An 18,684-nucleotide genomic window follows, 5' to 3' on the forward strand; every position below is an offset into this window, starting at 1 on the left:
GTTCGGCTTGCGCCGGGTAAGTGAACCTCTTCACATTCCCGCCGTGCGGAGCGACATAGGCTCCGGCCTTCACAGGGCTCAGCCGGCGGCGTCGAAATTGTCGAGCAGGCGCTGGTTGATGGAGCCGTCCGCAAAGGGAATCCAGTCGATCCAGCTGCGGTTGAATCTCGGATGCCTGGCCTCGAACAGCTCACGTTCGGCATGCGCCGCTTCGATCTGTCCACTCCGGACAAGCGCCCCGACCTTGAGGAAGCGCGGATAGAAATAGTCCTGGGCAAAAGACAGCGAGCGCTCGGCGGTCGTGATGACGGCGGGCCAATCCTCCATCAGCGTATACGCCGCCGTCAGCTCCCCAAGCGTATGAAACCGATAGTTCTCGAAAGGGGACAGGCGGTCGGCCCGCTTGAGCACGGTGATCGCTTCCTGCGGACGCGATGCCATGAGCCGCGCGCTGCCCATGGCCTGATAGGCCAGAACGAAACTCGGATTGTAGTGAAGCGCCTGTTGCAGGAAATCCAGCGCGACCAGCGGTCGTCGCTTCAGGACTTCGATGGAGCCCAGGAACGCATAGGGGCGGGCGTCCTGACTGTCCACGAGCAGCGCCCGCTGGGAAAGATCGGCCACGCGTGCAAGGTCACCGGGCTCGCCACGGTTGAGCCAGCCGCGCCACAGATACCACCATGCCAATTCGCTGAGCACCGTGCTCGAATTGGGATCTTCGTCGTAAGCCTGCTGGAACAGCTTGAGCGCGGCATCCATATCCGCGCGCGTACGCCGTTGCATATGCCAGCGGCCACGGCGCACCAGTTGCCAGGTCTGCAACCGCTCCCACGGAATCTGAAAGGTGCGCACCTGCTCGACGCGATCGACCTCGCGCTCGAGAGTGGACACGATTTCTCCGCCCAGATCGTCCTGGAGCTGGATGAGTTCCTCGAGCCCACGCTCGAACCGGCCGGACCAGACGACCCTGCCGTTGCTGCTGTCCGTGAGCGAAGCGCTCAAGCGAATGCGTTTGTCGAAGCTGGCAACGGAACCCGTCACGAGGTAACGCGCGCCCAGGAGATTGCCAATCGCGGCGGTCCCCAGCCACTGGTCGCGGAACTGGAAGCTGGAATCGCGCGCGATCACGGGGAGGGAGCGCGTGGCTGCAAGTCCGTGGATGATGTCATCGACGATGCCGTCCGCCAGATAGTCCGTCGACCGATCCGGACTGCTGTTCTGAAACGGCAACACTGCGATGGCCGGCTGATGATCCTTGGTATCGGCATTGGCTGGCTGGACGATGGATGAGCGAACCGCCGCGAATGCAAGAGACTTCGTCTGACCTGAAGCAGGAGCGGTGACCAGGATCCTGACCGGCAGGGCTATGTTCTTGAGCTGCATCGGGCCGAGATCGGTGAACTCGACCGAAAACCTTCCGCTGATATGTTCATGCGTCGTACCGGTGATGGCGACACCGCCCGGCGGCGAGAATTCCTGCAGCCGCGCCGATATGTTCACACAGTCGCCAAAGGTCCCATCCTCGCTCTGGATGACCACGCCTGTCGCCACGCCGATACGGAACGGCATGCGCAGCTTTTCCATGGCATTTGCATTGAGCTTGTCGAGGCGAAGCTGGGCTTCCAGCATCGATCGCAACGCTTCCACCGGGCTGCCGAACTCCGCCATCAGGCTGTCGCCCGCCGCCCCGAAAATGCGGCCGCCGAACTCACTGACCGTTTCGGCGATCAGATTTCGCCGTTCGTGGAAGATTTTGACGGCTGTTTCCTGATTTTCGTTCATCAGGCGTGAGAAGCCGACTGCGTCGATGGCGCAGATGGTGGAAAGCTGCCGGATCACCTGCTGATCAACCATTCATGTTGATCTCAAAACCTCTAAAGCCGTCAGGCCGACACAAGCCTGGACCGGCTGTCTCAAGGCCGATGGCAGATACTTTGAATCGCAGAACGATTAGAAGTACTTCGCCATTGCCCCCATCGAGCAAAGCGTCCCCACTTGGGCAAAGCCAAGAGCAACGCTAGCATGGATTTTGGCACCCGCAAAATCATTAGAGTACAAACAACCCCGACTTGCCTTGGAAATTCGTCCAAGGTCAGGGCCAGGCCGCAGAATTTCGATAAAATGAAACGCTCCGCGAAGAAAATCGTCGCGGAGCGTTCGGAACTTATTCGGTGATGTCGACGCTTTCGAAGCGATGCGAGCCGAGCGGATCCATGACATAGCCCGTCACTTTCTTCGACATCGGCAGCGACACGGTCGAATGGTCGAGCGTCGCCCAGGGCGCCTGTTCTTTGAACAGGACCTGCAGCTCATGATACATTTTGGTGCGCTCGGCCTGATCGGAGGTGACGCGGGCCTTTTGCATCAGATCCTCGACCGGCTGATAGCACCAGTTGGCGAAATTCGCGCCACCGACACCTGAACAGGCGAAGAAGTAGCTGATTAGATTATCGGGATCGCCGTTGTCGCTGGTTGCGCCGAGAATGATGGCGCCGTCGCGGTTCTTGTCGCGGGCGCGCTTCACATACTCGCCCCACTCGTAGGAAACGATCTCGACCGTGACCCCGACCTTGGCGAAATCGGCCTGGATCAGCTCAGCGGTCCGCTGCGCATTCGGCATGTAGGGACGGCTGACCGGCATGGCCCAGATCTTCATCTTGAGATCCTTCACACCGGCTGCATCCAGCATCTTCCTGGCGGCTTCAGGATCGTATTTGTCGTCGGCCACGGCATCGTTGTAGCCCCACATGCCCGGCGGCAACGGGTTCTTGGCGACCTGGCCGGTACCTTGGAAGATGGCGTCGATGATCGCCTGCTTGTTCATCGCCATGTTGAGCGCACGGCGTACCTCGGCCTTGTCGAAGGGCGGCATCAATGTGTTGTAGGCGAGATAGGCCACGTTCAGTCCCGGCTTTTCCATCACCGTGAGATTGGGATCGGCCTTGAGATCGGCGATGTCGGCGGGCGCCGGATAAGGCGCCATCTGGCATTCGCCCGCCCGCAGGCGCTGCATGCGTGCGGTCGGATCGACCGTAATGGCGAAAACCAGTTCGTCGAGCTTCGGCTTCTCGCCAAAATAGTCGGGATTGGCCTGGAACCGGATGACGGCATCCTGCTGGTAGTCGACAAAGCGGAAGGGACCGGTGCCCACCGGTTGCTGGTTGAGCTTTTCCTTTGTGCCCGCGGCGATGAGCTTGTCGGCATATTCCTTCGACAGAACGGAGCCAAAGTCCATCGCAAGCATGGCAAGCAGCGAAGCGGAGGGCTGGTTCAGCGCGATCTTCACTGTGTTGTCATCGACCTTGACGACGTCCTTGATGAGGTTCTGCATCTCCATGCCTTCGAAGATTTCCCAGCTCGAGCCGGCAATATAGCCGTACCAGGGATCGTCCTTGAGGCGCTGGCGATCCAGCGAGAAGATCACATCATCGGCGGTCAGCTCGCGGGTCGGTGTGAAATAGTCGGTGGTCTGGAACTTCACGCCCTTGCGCAGCTTGAACGTGTATTCGAGCTTGTCATCCGAGATCGTCCAGCTTTCGGCCAGGCCCGGGACCACGTTGGTGGTGCCCTGTTCGAATTCGACCAGGCGGCTGTAGATCGGCTTGGACGAGGCATCCCAGGTGGAGTTGGTTGAATAGAGCGCCGGATCGAACCCCTCGGGCGCGCTTTCCGAACAATAGACAAGGCCCTTGGCCAACGCCTGGCTGGCAAAAAGACCGGACAGGAGGGCGACGGCAACGCCTGCGGCGAGCCTTGCGGCCAGGCGGCCGCGCTGCGGAACAGTCATGATCTTCCCCTTTTTCTCGGTTATTGGCGTTCTTGGTTGTTGGCAATCGAGCGATGGCGGCCCATCCGAAGAGCCGCCACCAGACTGTGATCAGTCGGCCCTGCCGGCGGTGGTCTCCAGACCGCGACCAGCGCGCCAGACCGGATCCGGTCTGGTCCAGAGAATGTCCGACGTGATGAGTTTGGCGACTTCGCGGGCATGCAGCGCCAGGAATTTCTCACCCTTCTCGGCAGTGCCCTTGCTGGGGAAGCCCCAGGTACCGGTCTGCGGCGCGCGCTCCGAGAAAGAGTAGAAACGCGATGCGCCATGCGGCGCTTCGTTCTGGCCTGCCTGCAGGGCCTCGGCATCCTTGAACTTGTCGGTTTTGACGATGTCGCCGGCGATCGCCAGCATGACGGACGCTTCGCCCTCGCAGGCATGTTTCGGGCCATCGTCGGATTCGAACAGCGCCGAGGTTTCCTCCTGCGCCAGGAACCATGGCGTCGTCACCACGATCGGCATATCGAATTCCACCGCCAGTTCGCGCACCGCAACGGCCAGCGGGTCGACATTGCCGCCGTGGCCATTGACGATGAGCAGGCGGGTGAAGCCGATCGCCTTGAGTGAACGCACGACCGAGCGCAGCACGCCGTGGTAGGCGGCATAATCCAGCGTGATCGTGCCGCCGAACGGCAGGTGATGCTCGCTCATGCCCAGCCAGAGGCCAGGCAGGACGGCAAGCGGTACGTCGTCGGAAACCAGCCGCGCGCCGCGCACGGCGGCAGCCGCAGCACTTGCCGTGTCGGTGATCACAGGCAGATGCGGGCCATGCTGCTCCAACGAACCGACCGGCAGGATGGCCAGTGCATTGCCGCGCTCGGCGATCGCGCGCAGTTCCGGCGCCGTCATGCGCGCCCATTCGACTTCCCGAGCCATGATCTCCTCCTCGGTAGAATTTCGTTTTCCGATCCGCTAAATGATTTTCCTTGTTGCCGATATTGTCAACGGCTATCGTCTCACCGTCGAACTGGACCAACGATTGGGGACTGATGGCCAAGCACCCGAAACTCGGATCGAACCTCAAGGCGCTGCGCCAGAAACATGGCTGGAAGCTGAGCGATGTCAGCAGCAAGACCGGCGTGGCGATCTCGACCCTGTCCAAGGTTGAAAACGACCAGATGTCGCTCTCCTACGACAAGCTCCTCCAGATCGGTGAGGGGTTGGGCCTGTCGATGGCCGAACTGGTGGCCGAACCAGAAACTCCAGGCCATCTGCTGACCCGGCGCTCCGTCAATCTTCACGGCGATGGACTGCAGCAGAAGACCCAGAATTACGACTACCTCTACCTCAGCACGGACATCACCAAGAAACGCATGGTGCCGGTGCTGACGCGCATCACCACCCGCTCGCTGGAAGCGTTCGGTCCCCTCATCAAGCATTCCGGCGAGGAATTCCTCTATGTGCTCGAAGGTCCCATCGAAGTGCATACCGAGCACTATGCGCCGGTTCGCCTCGAGAAGGGCGAGAGCATCTACATCGACAGCACCATGGGGCACGCCTATCTCGCCGTCGGTGAAAGCGATGGGCTGGTGCTCGCAGTCTGCTCGAGCGCGCAGCCGGACTTCCAGTCCGCACTGATCGAGATGCTGGATCATTAGAGCGCCGCGCGTCCGCTCAGGAGGCTCCAACACGTTGAGTAGGCGCATAACGGGCGGCGGATGCCGCCTTTCCTTTCCGAAAATCGATGTCGATTTTCGCTGTCATGCGCCAGACCAGCGCTTGACGTGGTTTTCAAATTTTGAAAATGCTTAGCGTATAGGAAACGACTCTCCTCACTGGCGACCGCCGGTACCAAAGGACCGCGACGATGACGACGCAAGAGGCCGAACAAGAGCCGGTGAAAGCCGATGTGTTGATCATCGGCGGCGGCATTGCCGGCGCTTCCGTCGGCTACTGGCTGGCGCCGCATCTGAAGACGGTTCTGCTGGAACGCGAAAGCCAGCCTGGCTACCATTCGACCGGCCGCTCCGCCGCGCTGTTCAGCGAAACCTATGGCACGCGTCAGGTACGTGCCTTGGCTGCGGCGAGCCGCGCCTTTCTCGAAACGCCGCCCGCGGGCTTCGCGGAACATCCGATCCTGACGCCGCGCGGCATGCTCGTCGTGGCTTCCACGGAACAGGAACACCTTCTTGAGGAACATCAGGAAGCGGTCCGCTCGATCGGCCTTTCCGGCGAACGGCTCGATTTCGAAGGCGCCAAGGCCTGGATCCCGGTGCTGCGGCCGGAAAGCGTCGTTGGCGCCGTGTACAATCCGAATGCCGAGGACATCGACGTGCACGCCCTGCATCAGGGCTATCTGCGCGGGTTGAAACGTGCCGGGGGCACCGTGATCGGCAATGCTGAGGTGACCGCCGCCGAGCGAACGGGCGCCGACTGGCGCGTTGTCGCTTCAGGCAAGGAATACAGCGCGCCGATCGTGATCAACGCGGCTGGCGCCTGGGGCGACGAGGTCGGAACCCTGTTCGGCGCCAGACAGATCGGGTTGGAACCACGCCGGCGCACCGCCTTTGTCTTCAATCCGCCAGCCGGTCTCGAAGTGACCCGCTGGCCGATGTTCATCACCGCCGACGAGAGCTGTTACATCAAGCCCGATGCCGGCCTGCTGCTCGGCTCCCCGGCCAATGCCGATCTGATGCCGCCGCAGGATGTTCAGCCCGAAATGGAAGACATCGCGCTCGGTATCCACCGCATCGAGGAATTGACGACGCTTTCCGTGGGCCGCCCGAGCCGCGTGTGGGCAGGGTTGCGTTCCTTTGTCGGCGATGGGGATCTGGTCGGCGGCTTTGACACAAAGGTGCCGGGCCTGTTCTGGCTGGTCGCGCAGGGCGGCTACGGCATCCAGACATCCGCCGCCATGGGTGAAGCCTGCGCTGCCCTGGTGCGTGGCCAGCCGCTGCCGGCACGCATCGCCGATTTCGGGCTCGACAGCGCCATGCTCAGCCCGACACGGCTCAACGGATAGCAAGACCGGAACCAATCCGGCTACCAACCGCTTCGCGGCACATGCAAAAAGCCCGCTTCATCTCGCGTGAAGCGGGCTATTCTTTTTACCGCCGCGCGTCTTTCGGACGCGGTCAGGCACATGATCCTTTCCGAAAATCGATTCCGATTTTCGGGGTCATGCGCAATCAGCGTGCCGAGAAACCTGGCGGCGTGCGGCCAACGCGTTGCTTACGCGCCGCGTAGCGGGCGTCCCGCTTTGCCTTGCGCTCTGCCTCATCGGCCAGAAGACGAGCGATGCGTTCGTTCTCATCCGCCTCGCGCAACGCAGCTTCCTCGCGCGCCTTCGCTTCGGCCTCGAGCCTTGCGGCTTCCGCTGCGGCTTCACGCTCTGCCTTCTCGGCGGCTTCACGTGCCAGGCGTTCCTGCTTCAGCCGAGCCTTTTCGGCTTCACGAATAGCGCGTGCTTCCAGGATCGCCTTGCGTTCCGCCTGGCGGGCCAGCACTGCCGGATCGTCTGCTGCCGGTTTTGCCTTGAAGCGCTCCAGGAGCGCCTTCTTTGCCTCGTTCGCGGCATTGCGCCGCTCGAAAATGTCTTTTTCCCTGTAGATAGCCAAGTCCAGTTCCCTGAAATCCATGTGCGGGGCTTACATACGCGCGCGAAAGCAGAGATCAAGCACCAATTCGGTATGCCAGCCATGAATAGAACGCGTATGTTGCAGCGCAACGACATATTGGAGCGACGCATGTCCATTCGGAGGCGCAAAGGACGCTCCAACACTTTAAATCTATCCATCATGTTTTCCGAAAACTGAATCCGATTTCGGGCCGGTATGTCGGCACCTGGCCCAATCTCTTGATTTGGCGCTTCGCTAAGCTCGCCCTATATGCGGTCGAACCAGCCAGCGGGACACGCATATGACCGATCTTTCCGTTCTCGACCTCTCACCCGTTGGCGAAGGCAGCACGCCTGCACAATCGCTGGCCAATACGCTGGATCTCGCCCGCCATGCCGAACGGCTGGGTTACAAGCGCTATTGGCTGGCCGAACATCACAACATGCCGGGCATCGCCAGCGCCGCCACCGCCGTCGTCATCGCCCATGTCGCGGCGGGCACCAGGACCATTCGTGTTGGTGCCGGCGGCATCATGCTGCCCAACCATGCACCGCTGGTGATCGCCGAACAGTTCGGCACGCTGGCTGCCCTGCATCCCGGCCGCATCGATCTCGGTCTCGGCCGCGCACCCGGCACCGACATGATGACGGCACGAGCGCTGCGCCGAAACCTCGATGCCAGCGTCGACAACTTCCCGCGCGACGTCGTCGAACTGATGGCCTATTTCGAACCGGCAGATGAGGGCCAGCGCATACGCGCGGTGCCCGGCGAGGACGAAGACGTACCGGTCTGGATCCTTGGCTCCAGTCTCTACGGCGCGCAGCTCGCCGCCATGCTCGGCCTGCCCTACGCGTTTGCCTCGCATTTCGCACCGGCGGAACTCGACCATGCGCTCGAGGTCTATCGCACGCGATTTGAGCCGTCGCAGCATCTCGACAAGCCGCGCGTCATGCTTGGCCTCAACGTGATCGCCGCACCGACCGATGCGGAAGCACGGCTGCTGTTCACGTCGCTGCAGCAGGCCTTTGTGAACTTGCGCAGTGGTCGGCCAGGCCGACTGCCGGCACCGGTCGAAAATTATGACCACGATCTCGATCCCGTCGCGCGCACCATGCTGAACCAGGCACTGTCCTGTGCCGTGGTCGGTTCGCGGGAAACCGTGAAGCAAGGTGTCGAAGCCTTCATCGCACGCACTGGCGCCGATGAGCTGATGGTGACCGCGCAGGTCTTCGACCATGCAGCCCGCGTGCGCTCCTTCGAGATGCTTGCCGACATCCATCGCGACCTGTCTAAGGCTGCGTGACGGCCGTTCGGATGCGTTATTTCACCGCCCGCACCAACTCTGCATCGGGATAGCAGGTGGCAGGGCGGCCGTTCTTGACCTGCCACTCGCCGATCGAACGCCGCGTCTTGAACCCCGGAAGGCCGTCGGCGCTACCGACGTCATAGCCCTTCTTTTCAAGCACCCGCTGCAGAGCGGCTATGTCCGACCTGTAGAGTCCGCCGACTTCGCCCCAGTCAGCCGAAAAGCGATGGTCGCCGCGCGCGATGCGGTCGGCGCCCAGGCCAATGAACAGCGCATAGAGGTCGGAGGTGTTGTATTCCTTCAGCACATAGAAGTTCGGCGTAACCAGGAATGCCGGACCATGGCGCCCAGCCGGCATCATCAGGAAAGCTTTGGCGGCGCTCTCAGCGGACGGGAACGGCTTGCCATCGATACGGCTGACGCCGAGCCTGCCCCAGGCTGAGACCGGCTTGCCGCGATCCGGCCCCTCCAGCGAGCACGAAACCGCCTCGGGGGCGGTGACCTCGTAACCCCAGCCACGCCCCTTCACCCAACCATAGTGGACCAGATAGTTGGCGATCGATCCCATGACGTCCGGCACCGAGTTCCAGATGTCGGTCTTGCCGTCGCCGTCGAAGTCGACCGCATGTTTCAGGAAGGAAGTCGGCATGAACTGCGGCTGGCCGAGCGCTCCGGCCCAGGAAGACTTCATGGCACCAACCGGGGCCAGGCCGCGCTGTACGATTTCCAGCGCCGCCAGCAGCTCTTCACGGAACATGTCCTTGCGCGTTGCCAGGAAGGCCTTGGTGCCCAGCACCTCGAAAGCATCGTACGGCATCCTGGCCCCGCCGAAGCCGCTTTCCCGACCCCAGATCGCCAACACGACGGAACCCGGCACGCCATAGCGTTTTTCGATCTGGCGCAGCGTCGCGGCGTATTTTGCCGCACGAGCGCGCCCGCCATTCGAAACCGCCGCAACGATCTTTTCGGCAAAGTAGGCACCGGGAGAACCGAACTCGGCCTGGTGCTGTTTCTTCGGTGTCTTCGGCTTTTCGCCCGGCAACACAAGATCGGGCAGCTTGAGGTTGGGGCTCACACCATCGAAAGCAGCGTTGAACGTCGCTTGCGAGATCCCTTTCGCCTTGGCTTCGGGCCAGAGATCGTTCTGCAGCCAGGCACGGAACTGATCGTCGACGGACGCAGCGGAAACGGAGCCTTCAAAACCCGCCACAAGAGTGACGAGCAGAAGCAGGCGCCTCAACAAAGAAAACAGGAAGCGGCCAGAGAAGCGATCCATCCAGTCTTCCTCGAAAACCTCGTTTCAAAATGTCGTGCGCGACTTCAGCGCGGCGGCCAGCGTGCCCTCATCGAGATAGTCGAGCTCGCCGCCGACCGGCACGCCATGCGCCAGCCTCGTCACCTTCACGTCGAAGCTGGAGAGCTGATCGGTGAGATAGTGCGCCGTCGTTTGCCCCTCGACCGTGGCGTTGACCGCGAGAATGATTTCCTTGACCGCACCGGCAGCGACGCGATCGACGAGTGAGCGGATGTTCAACTGATCGGGACCGATGCCGTCGAGCGGCGACAGCGTGCCGCCGAGCACATGGTAGCGGACATTCATGGCGGCCGCCCGTTCCAATGCCCAAAGGTCCGAAACGTCTTCGACAACGATCAGCACGGCATCGTCGCGACGAGGATCGGTGCAGATCATGCAAGGATCTGCGGTGTCGACGTTGCCGCAGGTCGAGCAGATGCGCACCTTCTCGACGGCCTCGCCCATGGCATTGGCCAGTGGCGCCAGGAGCTGATCCTTCTTCTTGATAAGATGCAGCGCCGCACGCCGAGCAGAACGCGGCCCCAGCCCCGGCACCTTGGCCAGAAGCTGGATCAGGCGTTCGATTTCCGGACCGGCGATTCGCTTGGACATCGCACCGATTTAGGATTTTTTCGGCCGTTTTGGAACTGAGCAACCGCTTACGCTTCGCGGCCTCGAATCAGGCCGCAAAGCCAATCACTGCAGCGGGCGGCTTTCCGACACGATAAGGGCGCCGATGGCGTCCGTGTTTTCCGGCGTCGACTGGAACGACATTACCGGCTGAGGTTCGGACGTGGTGGCCGAGGCCAGAACGGGCTGGGGTCTCTCGCTGGGTACCGCCGAAGCGGTGATCACCGGCAACGGAGCTGGCTCGGCCGACGCCACCATCACAGGCGCGGCTGCCTTGGCTGCCGCCGGCTTTGTGGAAGCAAAGGCCGCCGTTGGAACCGTGGCAGCCGAAGCGACGGCAACGGTCTCAGCGGGAGCAGCCGGCGTCGCGGCGGCAATCATGGTCGGATTCTCGTCCGGCAGCGGTTTCCAGTTGCGGCCGCGCTTCTCGTAGAAGGCATTGCCGCCGGCGACCAGCACGTAGTGCATGTTCTTGTATGGGAACTTCAGGCCTGCCGTATGGAAGAACATCGAGTTCTTCGCCTTGGTCGAACGCTCGCCCTTGAGCACCGCCTCGGCGGCCTCGACGACATCGGGCAAGGCCTTGGAGTTCATGCGGCGGGTCATGACGCCGGGCGCGAACTGGCCGCGTTGACCGACGACGCCGCAAATGCTGTCGCCATATTTGCCGGAGCGCAGGCGGTTCATGACCACGGTGCCGACGGCGACCATGCCATCACGGCTCGAACGATTCGATTCGAAGAACATCGCGCGCGCCAGGCATTCCTTGTCACGGCTGGTGTAGCGGTAGCCACGGACCTTGGAGCTGGGAGCTGCTGAATCGGAAAGCTTGGCGACGGACAGGCCGTGACTGCCGGTGGTCTGGCTGCAGGCAGCCAGGAATAGCGGGCCCAGGACAACCGTCCCCAGGGCTATCAGCTTTTTCCAACGTGTGGCGATCAACAAACGTCCCTCATTCTTGCAGCCGCCTTGTCCCCAGATTATGCGGCAAGAATGAGACACTTTCGGGCAAAAAGATGGCTAAAGCCTTACTTTGCCGAACAAGGTGAACAATTCGTGGATTTAAGGAAGTCGTTACCGAGTGGTTAATCCCACGCTATAACGCAATATTTCATTCTGTAACAAAAAAGGAGCAAGAGACGCTTTCCAGATATTCTCAAGATCTTCTCTTGCTCTTGTTCAAAATACTTATTCCCTTAAATCAAAACGGCAGCTTCATGCCGGGTGGCAAAGGCAGGCCCGCAGTCAAAGCCTTGGTTTTTTCCTGCATGATCTGTTCGACCTTGACCTTGGCGTCGTTGTGAGCCGCCAGAATGAGGTCTTCGAGGATTTCAACCTCGTCTTCCTTGAACAGCGACGGATCGATCTTCAGTACCTTCATCTCGAACTTGCCGGTCAGCGTCACATTGACCAGTCCGCCACCCGCCTGGCCAGTGGCTTCGAGATTGGCGATCTCTTCCTGCATGGACTGGAACTTGGCCTGCATTTCCTTCGCCTTGCCCATCAGGCCGAGCAGATCTTTCATGGTCTGATCCTTCTCAAATATCGTTGTCGTCGTCTCCTGCCGGCTCTACCGGCAGGTCGGCATCTTCATTATCGGCAGCTGGTGAATCGGGAATGCGCACGTCGATGATTTTCGCGCCGGGAAAGCGGGCGAGGATGGCGGCCACCGCTGGATCGGCACGAGCGTCGGAAAACGCATTCTCGCGCCGCGTCGTCTCGACCTCGGCCAGCGTCTGGCCGCCTTCTTCCTTCGACAGCGACACCAGCCAGCTGCGGCCGGTCCAGGCGCGCAACTTCGACGTCATGTCGTTGAGCAGCATCTTCGGCGCATCTTCGGTCAGCGCCACATCGATACGTCCCGGCTCGAACCGCACGGGCCGCACATATCGCTTGATTTGCACCTTGAAGGCGATGTCGCGGTTCTGATCGGCAAGGGCAATGATATCGGCCAGCGATTTGACCGGTACAGACTGCTGCTCCTGCACCGGCTCGGGTGCCGGCGTGAAGGCCGGGGCTGGAGCCTGCTCGACCAGACGCATGGTCTGCCCCCCGCCAGTCGCAACCGGCATGCGCACCGAGGCAGTTGCCGTGGATCCGGTGTTTCCACCAACGGGGCCGGGGGCGCCATTCGCTCGCACTGCCGCACCGGGTGCTGGTTGGCCACTTTCCAGTGACTTCAGCGCTTCATCGAGGGTGGGCAGGTCTGCCGCGTGAGCGAGCCTGATCAGCACCATTTCAGCGGCGCTGACCGGCCGGTTGGAGCTCTGCACCTCCGGAATGCCCTTGAGCAGCATCTGCCAGCTGCGCGACAGCACCCGCACCGACAGGGTGCGCGAGAACTCGAGGCCGCGCGTGCGTTCGTCTTCGCTCAGCGCCGCATCGTCGGCCGCACCCGGTATGAAACGCAGGCGCGTGACGAGATGGGTGAATTCGGCAAGGTCGGTGAGAACGGCGGCGGGATCGGCACCGACGTCGTAGAGTGCCCTGAGGCCCTGCAGCGCCGAGGCGATGTCGCCTTTCATGAGATGTTCGAACAGGTCGACGATGCGGGCGCGGTCGGCAAGGCCGAGCATGGCGCGCACGGCTTCCGCCGTGACATTGCCGGCGCTGTGGGCGATGGCCTGATCGAAGATCGACTGGGCGTCACGCATCGATCCTTCGGCGGCGCGGGCGACCATGGCCAAGGCATCGTCGTCGGCCTCGATCTGTTCGAGGCCGGCAATGCGTTTCAGATCCGCCTTGATCATGGCTGCATCGATACGACGTAGGTCGAAGCGCTGGCAGCGCGACAGCACGGTGATCGGAACCTTGCGGATTTCGGTGGTGGCGAAGATGAATTTCACATGCGGCGGCGGCTCTTCCAGGGTCTTCAGCAGGCCGTTGAAGGCCTGCGTGGAGAGCATGTGCACCTCGTCGATGATATAGACTTTATAGCGGGCCGATACGGGCGCGTAACGAACACGGTCGATGATGTCGCGAATGTCGTCGATACCCGTGTGGGAAGCGGCGTCCATCTCGATGACATCGACATGGCGGCCCTCCATGATCGCCTGACAGTGTTCGCCAGGCACGGAAAGATCGACGGAAGGGCGATCGACCTCAGCAGTCTTGTAGTTGAGGGCACGCGCCAGGATGCGCGCTGTGGTTGTCTTTCCGACGCCTCGCACACCGGTCAGCATCCATGCCTGAGCGACACGCCCGGTGGAAAAGGCGTTGGTCAGCGTGCGGACCATCGGCTCCTGGCCGATCAATTCGGAGAAGTTGGACGGGCGGTATTTGCGTGCCAGGACGCGGTAGCCACCAGAGGCCTTTTCGGGTGCGGGATTGTTTCCGGCTTCGCTCATCCGCCCTGACTGCTCCCTGAAGCCTGTTTCCGCACATAGGTTTCGCCCGCTGAGCTGCGCGCCGTCATTGTTCGCGACAGAAGGACCGCGGGAGAAGAGCGAAGAGGCGGGAGGCTGGAACAATGACCCGTTCCGGGCTCGTTAGGGCTGCTTCCTTCCGGACCTGACCCGGTTGGCGAGTGGATCGTCCACCACCAACCTCCCACCCCCATATCGGCAATTTGGCACGAGAATGCAAGGGTCGAGAGTCTGCATCGGCCATTGAGACCGACCAAGGAGGGGCTTGCGACGAATCCAACGCCGTTTTAGCCTTCCCGCAAATCTCAGGGGGAATGCCGATGCTGCCTGGCCTGAAGGCCGGATTTTCGCTGGACGCCCGGTTGGAGGCAGACAGCGAACAATTGCTGTGGCTCGGCCTGTGCGAACTGCGCATCATGAACGATTGCCGCTGGCCCTGGTTGATCCTGGTGCCGCAGCGGCCCGGCATCGAAGAATTGCACGACCTTACCCCGCTCGACCAGGCCATGCTGACCTTCGAGGCCAATATGGTCGGTCAGGCGCTGAAGGAAGCCACCGGCTGCGCCAAGATCAACACTGCCGCTCTCGGCAACATTGTCCGGCAGCTGCATGTCCATGTCATTGCCCGCAACGAAGGCGATCCCGCCTGGCCCGGGCCGGTTTGGGGGCACGGGCCACGCGAACCCTACAAACGCTCCGATCTCCACCGGTTTGCCGAACTGATAAAGGCGGCGCTATAAGTCGCTGGCAATTCCGCCGAGTCTTCCGAGTCCCCATGACCTTTCGCCTGTTCGACGCGCCATTGCGCGAGCCCAGCCAATTCGTCGGCTTTGCCGGCAACCGCATCGATCGCCAGTCCGAGAATCGGTCCGACGATTGTGTTGAAGTCGCGCTGAAAGACCCGCGCGCGCGCATCCTGCCGATGCGAGACGGGCGGCTCTATCTGAAACTCAAGGACGGCGGTGCCTTCGATCCGTGGTTCGATCTGGCTGAAAGCACGGGCGTCGAAACAAAACTTTCCGAGGCAATCCTGCTGGGGTACGCCGACGGCCAACCGATCCTGGCGGCGCCGGCGGCCATGGCTTCGGAAACGCTGCCGGAAACCATCAAGGCCATCGATCACCGCTCGGTCTACATCCAAGGCCTGATCGACGAAGCGGCACTTGGCGCACTGGCACAGGGCGCCGCGCTGCTTTCCTGGAACGCCAGCCACCGCTTCTGCTCAAAATGCGGAAATCCGTCGGAAATGCGCGCCGGCGGTTACCGGCGGCATTGCCCGGCCTGCGGCACCGATCATTTTCCGCGCACCGATCCGGTCGCAATCATGCTGACGGTCTCGCGCGAACGATGCCTGCTGGGACGCGGCCCCCACTTCGCGCCCGGCATGTATTCCTCGCTCGCAGGTTTCATCGAGCCCGGCGAAACGATCGAAGCCGCCGTGCGCCGTGAGACCCTGGAGGAGGCCGGAATCCGGCTTGGCCGCGTCGTCTATCATGCAAGCCAACCCTGGCCGTTTCCCTATTCGCTGATGATAGGCTGTTTCGGCGAGGCTCTGAACGAGGACATCCAGGCCGATCTCACCGAGCTTGAGGACTGCCGCTGGTTTTCGCGCGAGGAGACGCGCCAGATGCTGGAGCGGCGTCATCCGGAAGGGCTGATGACCCCGCCGCCGGGAGCTATCGCGCATCACCTGATCAAGGCATGGGTGGACAGCGAAGACTGAGCGCATTGGCCTGGAAATCGCGGCCGGTCGCTCCGATATGACGGGCTCCACGCAACATGGTGCGGCGGCCCATCAACCTTCCGTCAGGAGCATTCCTTGACCCGACGCCAGACGCTCAATCCCGCCGGTCTCTTCGACAGCCAACAATATGGTTTCAGCCAGGCCCTCGTTGTCGAAGGCGGACGCAGGATGTTGCTGTCGGGCCAGGTTGGCGTCGATGAAAATGAAAAGACCGCCGAAGGCGGCCTCGGCCCGCAGGCCATCAAGGCGCTCGACAACATCGATTATCTGCTGAAACAGGCCGGCGGCGACCTTTCGCATGTGGTGATGCTGCGCATCTACATCGCCGAGGCGGCGCGCGATGACCAGGGGCCGATTGCTGAAGCCTTGCGCCGTTATTTCCCGGCCGATCCGCCGCCCTCGTCCTGGATCATCGTCACCGGCCTGTCGCTGCCGGAATGGCTGATCGAGATCGAGGCGGAAGCGGTCCTTCCCTGATGACGGGGCTTAATCCGCCACTTTCCACTGCTCGCGCGAATCGCTGGCCGGATAGACACCAAGGATGCGTACTTCCTTGGAGAAGAAGCGCAATTCCTCGAGCGCGTTCTTGACGCTGGGATCCTCCGGATGGCCCTCGATGTCGGCGTAGAACAGCGTCGCGGTGAAGGCGCCGAGCTGATAACTCTCCAGCTTGGTCATGTTGACGCCATTGGTGGCGAAACCGCCCATCGCCTTATAGAGCGCGGCCGGCACGTTGCGGACACGGAAGATGAAAGTGGTCATCATCTTGGTGTCGGGCAAGCTGCGTTCGACCCACTGCTTCGATTTCGTCAGCACGACGAAACGGGTGACGTTGGAATCGGTATCCTCGACATTTTCTTCCAGTATATCGAGGCCGTAGAGCGAGGCCGCAAGCCGTGGCGCCAAGGAGGCCATCGTGCGATCCTTCTCGGCAGCCACGAATTTCGCCGAACCCGCGGTATCGCCCGCCACCACCGGCTTCCAGCCATTCTTGCGGATATATTTCCGGCACTGGCCGAGCGCATGGATATGGCTGTGCACCGTCTTGATTTCGGAGCGCTGCACACCGGGCAGCACCATCAGCTGGAAATGGATCGGCAGGAAATATTCGCCGATGATGTGCAGCCTGGATTCCGGCAGAAGGTGATGGATGTCGGCCACACGCCCTGCGATCGTGTTTTCGATCGGGATCATGGCAAGATCGGCCTTGCCGGTCTCCACGGCATTGAAGGCGTCCTCGAATGTCGGGCAGGGCAACGGTTCCATCGTCGGAAACATGTTGCGGCTGGCAGTGTCGGAATTGGCGCCCGGTTCGCCCTGGAACGAGATGCGGTTGGTAGGGGCAGGAGACATTCTTGGCTAAGCCTTCGTCAGTGAGATAGGATTTCGCGCGCCCGCTCCAGGTCCTCGGGCGTGTCGACGCCGAGCGGAACCGAGCGCACGATCTCGGCGTCAATGCGCATGCCGGCTTCCAGCGCACGCAATTGTTCGAGGCTTTCACGCCGCTCCAGCGCCGATTGTTTCAGCGCGACGAACCGTTCGAGAGCGGTGCGGCGATAGGCATAAAGGCCGACATGATGGTAAAGTGGGCCTTCGCCCCAAGGGGCGGTGGCGCGCGTGAAATAGAGCGCCCTCAACCGCGTTTCGGACAGCGGTGAGCCAACGATCTTGACCACGTTCGGATTGGTCTTTTCTTCCTGGCGCACGATCTCGACGCCGAGCGTCGCGATGTCGACGGAGCTGTCCTCGAACGGCTTCAGCGCCGCACGGATGATGGCTGGTTCGATGGTCGGGAGGTCGCCCTGGACGTTGACGATCGTCTCGATCTCGCCTTTCGGATCGAATGTCCCGAGCGCCTCGAAAATGCGGTCGGAACCGGACTGGTGGTCGGCGCGGGTCATCACCGCATCGAAACCATGCGCGCGCACCGCTTCCGCCACCGCCTCGGTGTCGGTCGCCACCGCTACGCGGCCGAGGTCGGCTTCCGCGGCGCGGGCGGCCACATGCACGATCATCGGCTTGCCGGCGATATCGGCCAGTGGCTTGCCGGGCAACCGGGTGGAAGCCATGCGGGCGGGAATCAGGATCAATGTGGACATGGATGAAGCGGAACTGAACGGGCAGGGCGGAAAGTGGCAAAAGGTCTCACTGGAAGCGCCCTTATAAGTGTTGCAACCGAATAGCAAAAGACCTAGTTTCCGCCCGATTTGGCCCCCTCGACGGGGAGGGTCTCGATACCGACAGCCGGAAGGACGGAACGGTCTGCCGGAAAAGGGAGCTGGGGTTTATGGATTCCAACGAAGTCAACAAGGTACTGGCCGGCCTGCTCGGAACCGTGTTCGTGGTTTTTTCGGTCGGTATCGTATCCGACTCGCTGTTCGCCTCGCCCAAGCCCGAGAAGCCCGGCTTCACGATCGAAGCGGCTGAACCGGAGGCCGGTGCTGGTGGCGGCAAGGAAGCCAAGGCCGCAACGCCGGTTGCAGACCTTCTGGCTGCAGGCAAGGCAGAAGCCGGCGCCACCGTTTTCAAGAAATGCCAGGCCTGCCATAGCGGCGAGAAGGGCGGCCCCAACAAGATCGGCCCCGATCTGTGGGATATCGTCAATCGTCCGGTCGCGCATCACGAGGGCTTTGCCTATTCGGGCGGCATGAAGGATTTCGCCAAGGGCGGCGAGACGAAGTGGACCTTCGAGAACCTGAACCACTTCCTGACTTCGCCGAAGGGCTTCGTGAAGGGCACGGCCATGGGTTTCGCCGGCCTGCCCAAGGATGAGGACCGCGGCAACCTGCTCGCTTACCTGCGTACGCTGTCCGACAGCCCGGCGCCTCTGCCGGAGGCTGGTGCTGCGCCCGAGGCCACTCCTGCCGCCGCGCCTGCAGACGCCAAGCCTGCAGACGCCAAGCCTGCTGAAGGCGCGAACTGACGGTCTTATCGTTCTGACGACCACGAAAAAGCCGGGTTT

18 protein-coding genes and 1 other RNA gene are annotated in these 18,684 nt (G+C 61.9%); 7 read left to right on the top strand and 12 right to left on the bottom strand.

Annotated elements, in window-relative coordinates:
- Window positions 1-78: 78 nt before the first annotated feature.
- The 3 genes from AO692_RS20235 to AO692_RS20245 form a co-directional block, all read right to left on the bottom strand.
- Entirely contained in the window at window positions 79-1,854 is a 1,776-nt protein-coding gene (locus tag AO692_RS20235; RefSeq protein WP_054311848.1) for an adenylate/guanylate cyclase domain-containing protein, read from the bottom strand.
- 310 nt (window positions 1,855-2,164) lie between these two features.
- Window positions 2,165-3,787 carry an ABC transporter substrate-binding protein gene (locus AO692_RS20240; RefSeq protein WP_054311849.1) on the bottom strand — a complete coding sequence of 541 codons (1,623 nt, stop codon included), beginning with the start codon at window positions 3,785-3,787 and terminating at the stop codon, window positions 2,165-2,167.
- Between the two features lie 90 nt (window positions 3,788-3,877).
- Window positions 3,878-4,702 (bottom strand): creatininase family protein, encoded by an 825-nt coding sequence (locus tag AO692_RS20245; RefSeq protein ID WP_054311850.1) that lies wholly within the window; start codon window positions 4,700-4,702, stop codon window positions 3,878-3,880.
- Between the two features lie 53 nt (window positions 4,703-4,755).
- Here AO692_RS20245 and AO692_RS20250 point away from each other — a divergent pair, with 53 nt between their 5' ends.
- Together AO692_RS20250 and AO692_RS20255 are read left to right on the top strand one after the other, a co-directional pair.
- Complete coding sequence (locus tag AO692_RS20250; RefSeq protein WP_244483427.1) at window positions 4,756-5,424, top strand: XRE family transcriptional regulator; 669 nt, start codon at window positions 4,756-4,758, stop codon at window positions 5,422-5,424.
- A 209-nt stretch (window positions 5,425-5,633) separates the two neighbouring features.
- Window positions 5,634-6,788, top strand: a complete 1,155-nt coding sequence (locus AO692_RS20255; RefSeq protein WP_054311852.1) for an FAD-binding oxidoreductase — start codon at window positions 5,634-5,636, stop codon at window positions 6,786-6,788.
- Window positions 6,789-6,954: 166 nt separating this feature from the next.
- Here the strand turns inward: AO692_RS20255 and AO692_RS20260 are convergent, their stop codons facing one another.
- Window positions 6,955-7,383 carry a DUF6481 family protein gene (locus tag AO692_RS20260; protein ID WP_054311963.1) on the bottom strand — a complete coding sequence of 143 codons (429 nt, stop codon included), beginning with the start codon at window positions 7,381-7,383 and terminating at the stop codon, window positions 6,955-6,957.
- Window positions 7,384-7,684: 301 nt separating this feature from the next.
- On the opposite strand from AO692_RS20260, the gene AO692_RS20265 reads away from it, so the two are divergent.
- Window positions 7,685-8,686, top strand: a complete 1,002-nt coding sequence (locus AO692_RS20265) for an LLM class flavin-dependent oxidoreductase (protein ID WP_054311853.1) — start codon at window positions 7,685-7,687, stop codon at window positions 8,684-8,686.
- Between the two features lie 16 nt (window positions 8,687-8,702).
- Here the strand turns inward: AO692_RS20265 and AO692_RS20270 are convergent, their stop codons facing one another.
- The 6 genes from AO692_RS20270 to ffs all read right to left on the bottom strand — a co-directional run bounded on the left by AO692_RS20270 (window position 8,703) and on the right by ffs (window position 14,163).
- Complete coding sequence (locus AO692_RS20270; protein ID WP_082407463.1) at window positions 8,703-9,965, bottom strand: lytic murein transglycosylase; 1,263 nt, start codon at window positions 9,963-9,965, stop codon at window positions 8,703-8,705.
- A 24-nt stretch (window positions 9,966-9,989) separates the two neighbouring features.
- A complete protein-coding gene (gene recR, locus AO692_RS20275; RefSeq protein ID WP_054311854.1) occupies window positions 9,990-10,595 on the bottom strand; it encodes a recombination mediator RecR in 606 nt (201 codons plus the stop codon).
- Between the two features lie 84 nt (window positions 10,596-10,679).
- Window positions 10,680-11,555: a cell wall hydrolase gene (locus AO692_RS20280; RefSeq protein ID WP_054311965.1), complete on the bottom strand. Its 876-nt coding sequence runs from the start codon at window positions 11,553-11,555 to the stop codon at window positions 10,680-10,682.
- A gap of 259 nt (window positions 11,556-11,814) precedes the next feature.
- On the bottom strand, window positions 11,815-12,138 hold the full coding sequence (locus AO692_RS20285; RefSeq protein WP_054311855.1) for a YbaB/EbfC family nucleoid-associated protein: 324 nt from the start codon (window positions 12,136-12,138) through the stop codon (window positions 11,815-11,817).
- Between the two features lie 13 nt (window positions 12,139-12,151).
- Window positions 12,152-13,960: a DNA polymerase III subunit gamma/tau gene (locus AO692_RS20290; RefSeq protein WP_054311856.1), complete on the bottom strand. Its 1,809-nt coding sequence runs from the start codon at window positions 13,958-13,960 to the stop codon at window positions 12,152-12,154.
- 106 nt (window positions 13,961-14,066) lie between these two features.
- An RNA gene (gene ffs, locus AO692_RS32350) (signal recognition particle sRNA small type) lies at window positions 14,067-14,163 on the bottom strand.
- 135 nt (window positions 14,164-14,298) lie between these two features.
- Here ffs and AO692_RS20295 point away from each other — a divergent pair.
- The 3 genes from AO692_RS20295 (at window position 14,299) to AO692_RS20305 (ending at window position 16,199) form a co-directional block, all read left to right on the top strand.
- A complete protein-coding gene (locus AO692_RS20295; RefSeq protein WP_054311966.1) occupies window positions 14,299-14,718 on the top strand; it encodes an HIT family protein in 420 nt (139 codons plus the stop codon).
- Between the two features lie 35 nt (window positions 14,719-14,753).
- On the top strand, window positions 14,754-15,701 hold the full coding sequence (gene nudC, locus AO692_RS20300; RefSeq protein WP_054311857.1) for an NAD(+) diphosphatase: 948 nt from the start codon (window positions 14,754-14,756) through the stop codon (window positions 15,699-15,701).
- Between the two features lie 96 nt (window positions 15,702-15,797).
- Complete coding sequence (locus AO692_RS20305; RefSeq protein ID WP_054311858.1) at window positions 15,798-16,199, top strand: RidA family protein; 402 nt, start codon at window positions 15,798-15,800, stop codon at window positions 16,197-16,199.
- A gap of 9 nt (window positions 16,200-16,208) precedes the next feature.
- Here AO692_RS20305 and AO692_RS20310 read toward each other — a convergent pair whose 3' ends face one another.
- Window positions 16,209-17,075 carry a prephenate dehydratase gene (locus tag AO692_RS20310; protein ID WP_054311859.1) on the bottom strand — a complete coding sequence of 289 codons (867 nt, stop codon included), beginning with the start codon at window positions 17,073-17,075 and terminating at the stop codon, window positions 16,209-16,211.
- Between the two features lie 17 nt (window positions 17,076-17,092).
- Window positions 17,093-17,821: a 3-deoxy-manno-octulosonate cytidylyltransferase gene (locus AO692_RS20315; RefSeq protein ID WP_054311860.1), complete on the bottom strand. Its 729-nt coding sequence runs from the start codon at window positions 17,819-17,821 to the stop codon at window positions 17,093-17,095.
- Between the two features lie 188 nt (window positions 17,822-18,009).
- Here AO692_RS20315 and AO692_RS20320 point away from each other — a divergent pair, with 188 nt between their 5' ends.
- Window positions 18,010-18,645 (top strand): cytochrome c family protein, encoded by a 636-nt coding sequence (locus AO692_RS20320; protein WP_054311861.1) that lies wholly within the window; start codon window positions 18,010-18,012, stop codon window positions 18,643-18,645.
- The last annotated feature ends 39 nt before the right edge of the window (window positions 18,646-18,684 follow it).

This window comes from Mesorhizobium sp. 1M-11 (assembly GCF_001303895.1).
Classification (GTDB): Bacteria; Pseudomonadota; Alphaproteobacteria; order Rhizobiales; family Rhizobiaceae; genus Mesorhizobium.

Excerpts from the sequence above, each read along its gene's own strand:
- AO692_RS20235 (WP_054311848.1), bottom strand. The coding sequence starts at position 1,854 with ATGGTTGATCAGCAGGTGATCCGGCAGCTTTCCACCATCTGCGCCATC.
- AO692_RS20240 (WP_054311849.1), bottom strand. The coding sequence starts at position 3,787 with ATGACTGTTCCGCAGCGCGGCCGCCTGGCCGCAAGGCTCGCCGCAGGC.
- AO692_RS20245 (WP_054311850.1), bottom strand. The coding sequence starts at position 4,702 with ATGGCTCGGGAAGTCGAATGGGCGCGCATGACGGCGCCGGAACTGCGC.
- AO692_RS20255 (WP_054311852.1), top strand. The coding sequence starts at position 5,634 with ATGACGACGCAAGAGGCCGAACAAGAGCCGGTGAAAGCCGATGTGTTG.
- AO692_RS20265 (WP_054311853.1), top strand. The coding sequence starts at position 7,685 with ATGACCGATCTTTCCGTTCTCGACCTCTCACCCGTTGGCGAAGGCAGC.
- AO692_RS20270 (WP_082407463.1), bottom strand. The coding sequence starts at position 9,965 with ATGGATCGCTTCTCTGGCCGCTTCCTGTTTTCTTTGTTGAGGCGCCTG.
- recR (WP_054311854.1), bottom strand. The coding sequence starts at position 10,595 with ATGTCCAAGCGAATCGCCGGTCCGGAAATCGAACGCCTGATCCAGCTT.
- AO692_RS20285 (WP_054311855.1), bottom strand. The coding sequence starts at position 12,138 with ATGAAAGATCTGCTCGGCCTGATGGGCAAGGCGAAGGAAATGCAGGCC.
- AO692_RS20290 (WP_054311856.1), bottom strand. The coding sequence starts at position 13,960 with ATGAGCGAAGCCGGAAACAATCCCGCACCCGAAAAGGCCTCTGGTGGC.
- AO692_RS20295 (WP_054311966.1), top strand. The coding sequence starts at position 14,299 with ATGCTGCCTGGCCTGAAGGCCGGATTTTCGCTGGACGCCCGGTTGGAG.
- nudC (WP_054311857.1), top strand. The coding sequence starts at position 14,754 with ATGACCTTTCGCCTGTTCGACGCGCCATTGCGCGAGCCCAGCCAATTC.
- AO692_RS20310 (WP_054311859.1), bottom strand. The coding sequence starts at position 17,075 with ATGTCTCCTGCCCCTACCAACCGCATCTCGTTCCAGGGCGAACCGGGC.
- AO692_RS20315 (WP_054311860.1), bottom strand. The coding sequence starts at position 17,821 with ATGTCCACATTGATCCTGATTCCCGCCCGCATGGCTTCCACCCGGTTG.
- AO692_RS20320 (WP_054311861.1), top strand. The coding sequence starts at position 18,010 with ATGGATTCCAACGAAGTCAACAAGGTACTGGCCGGCCTGCTCGGAACC.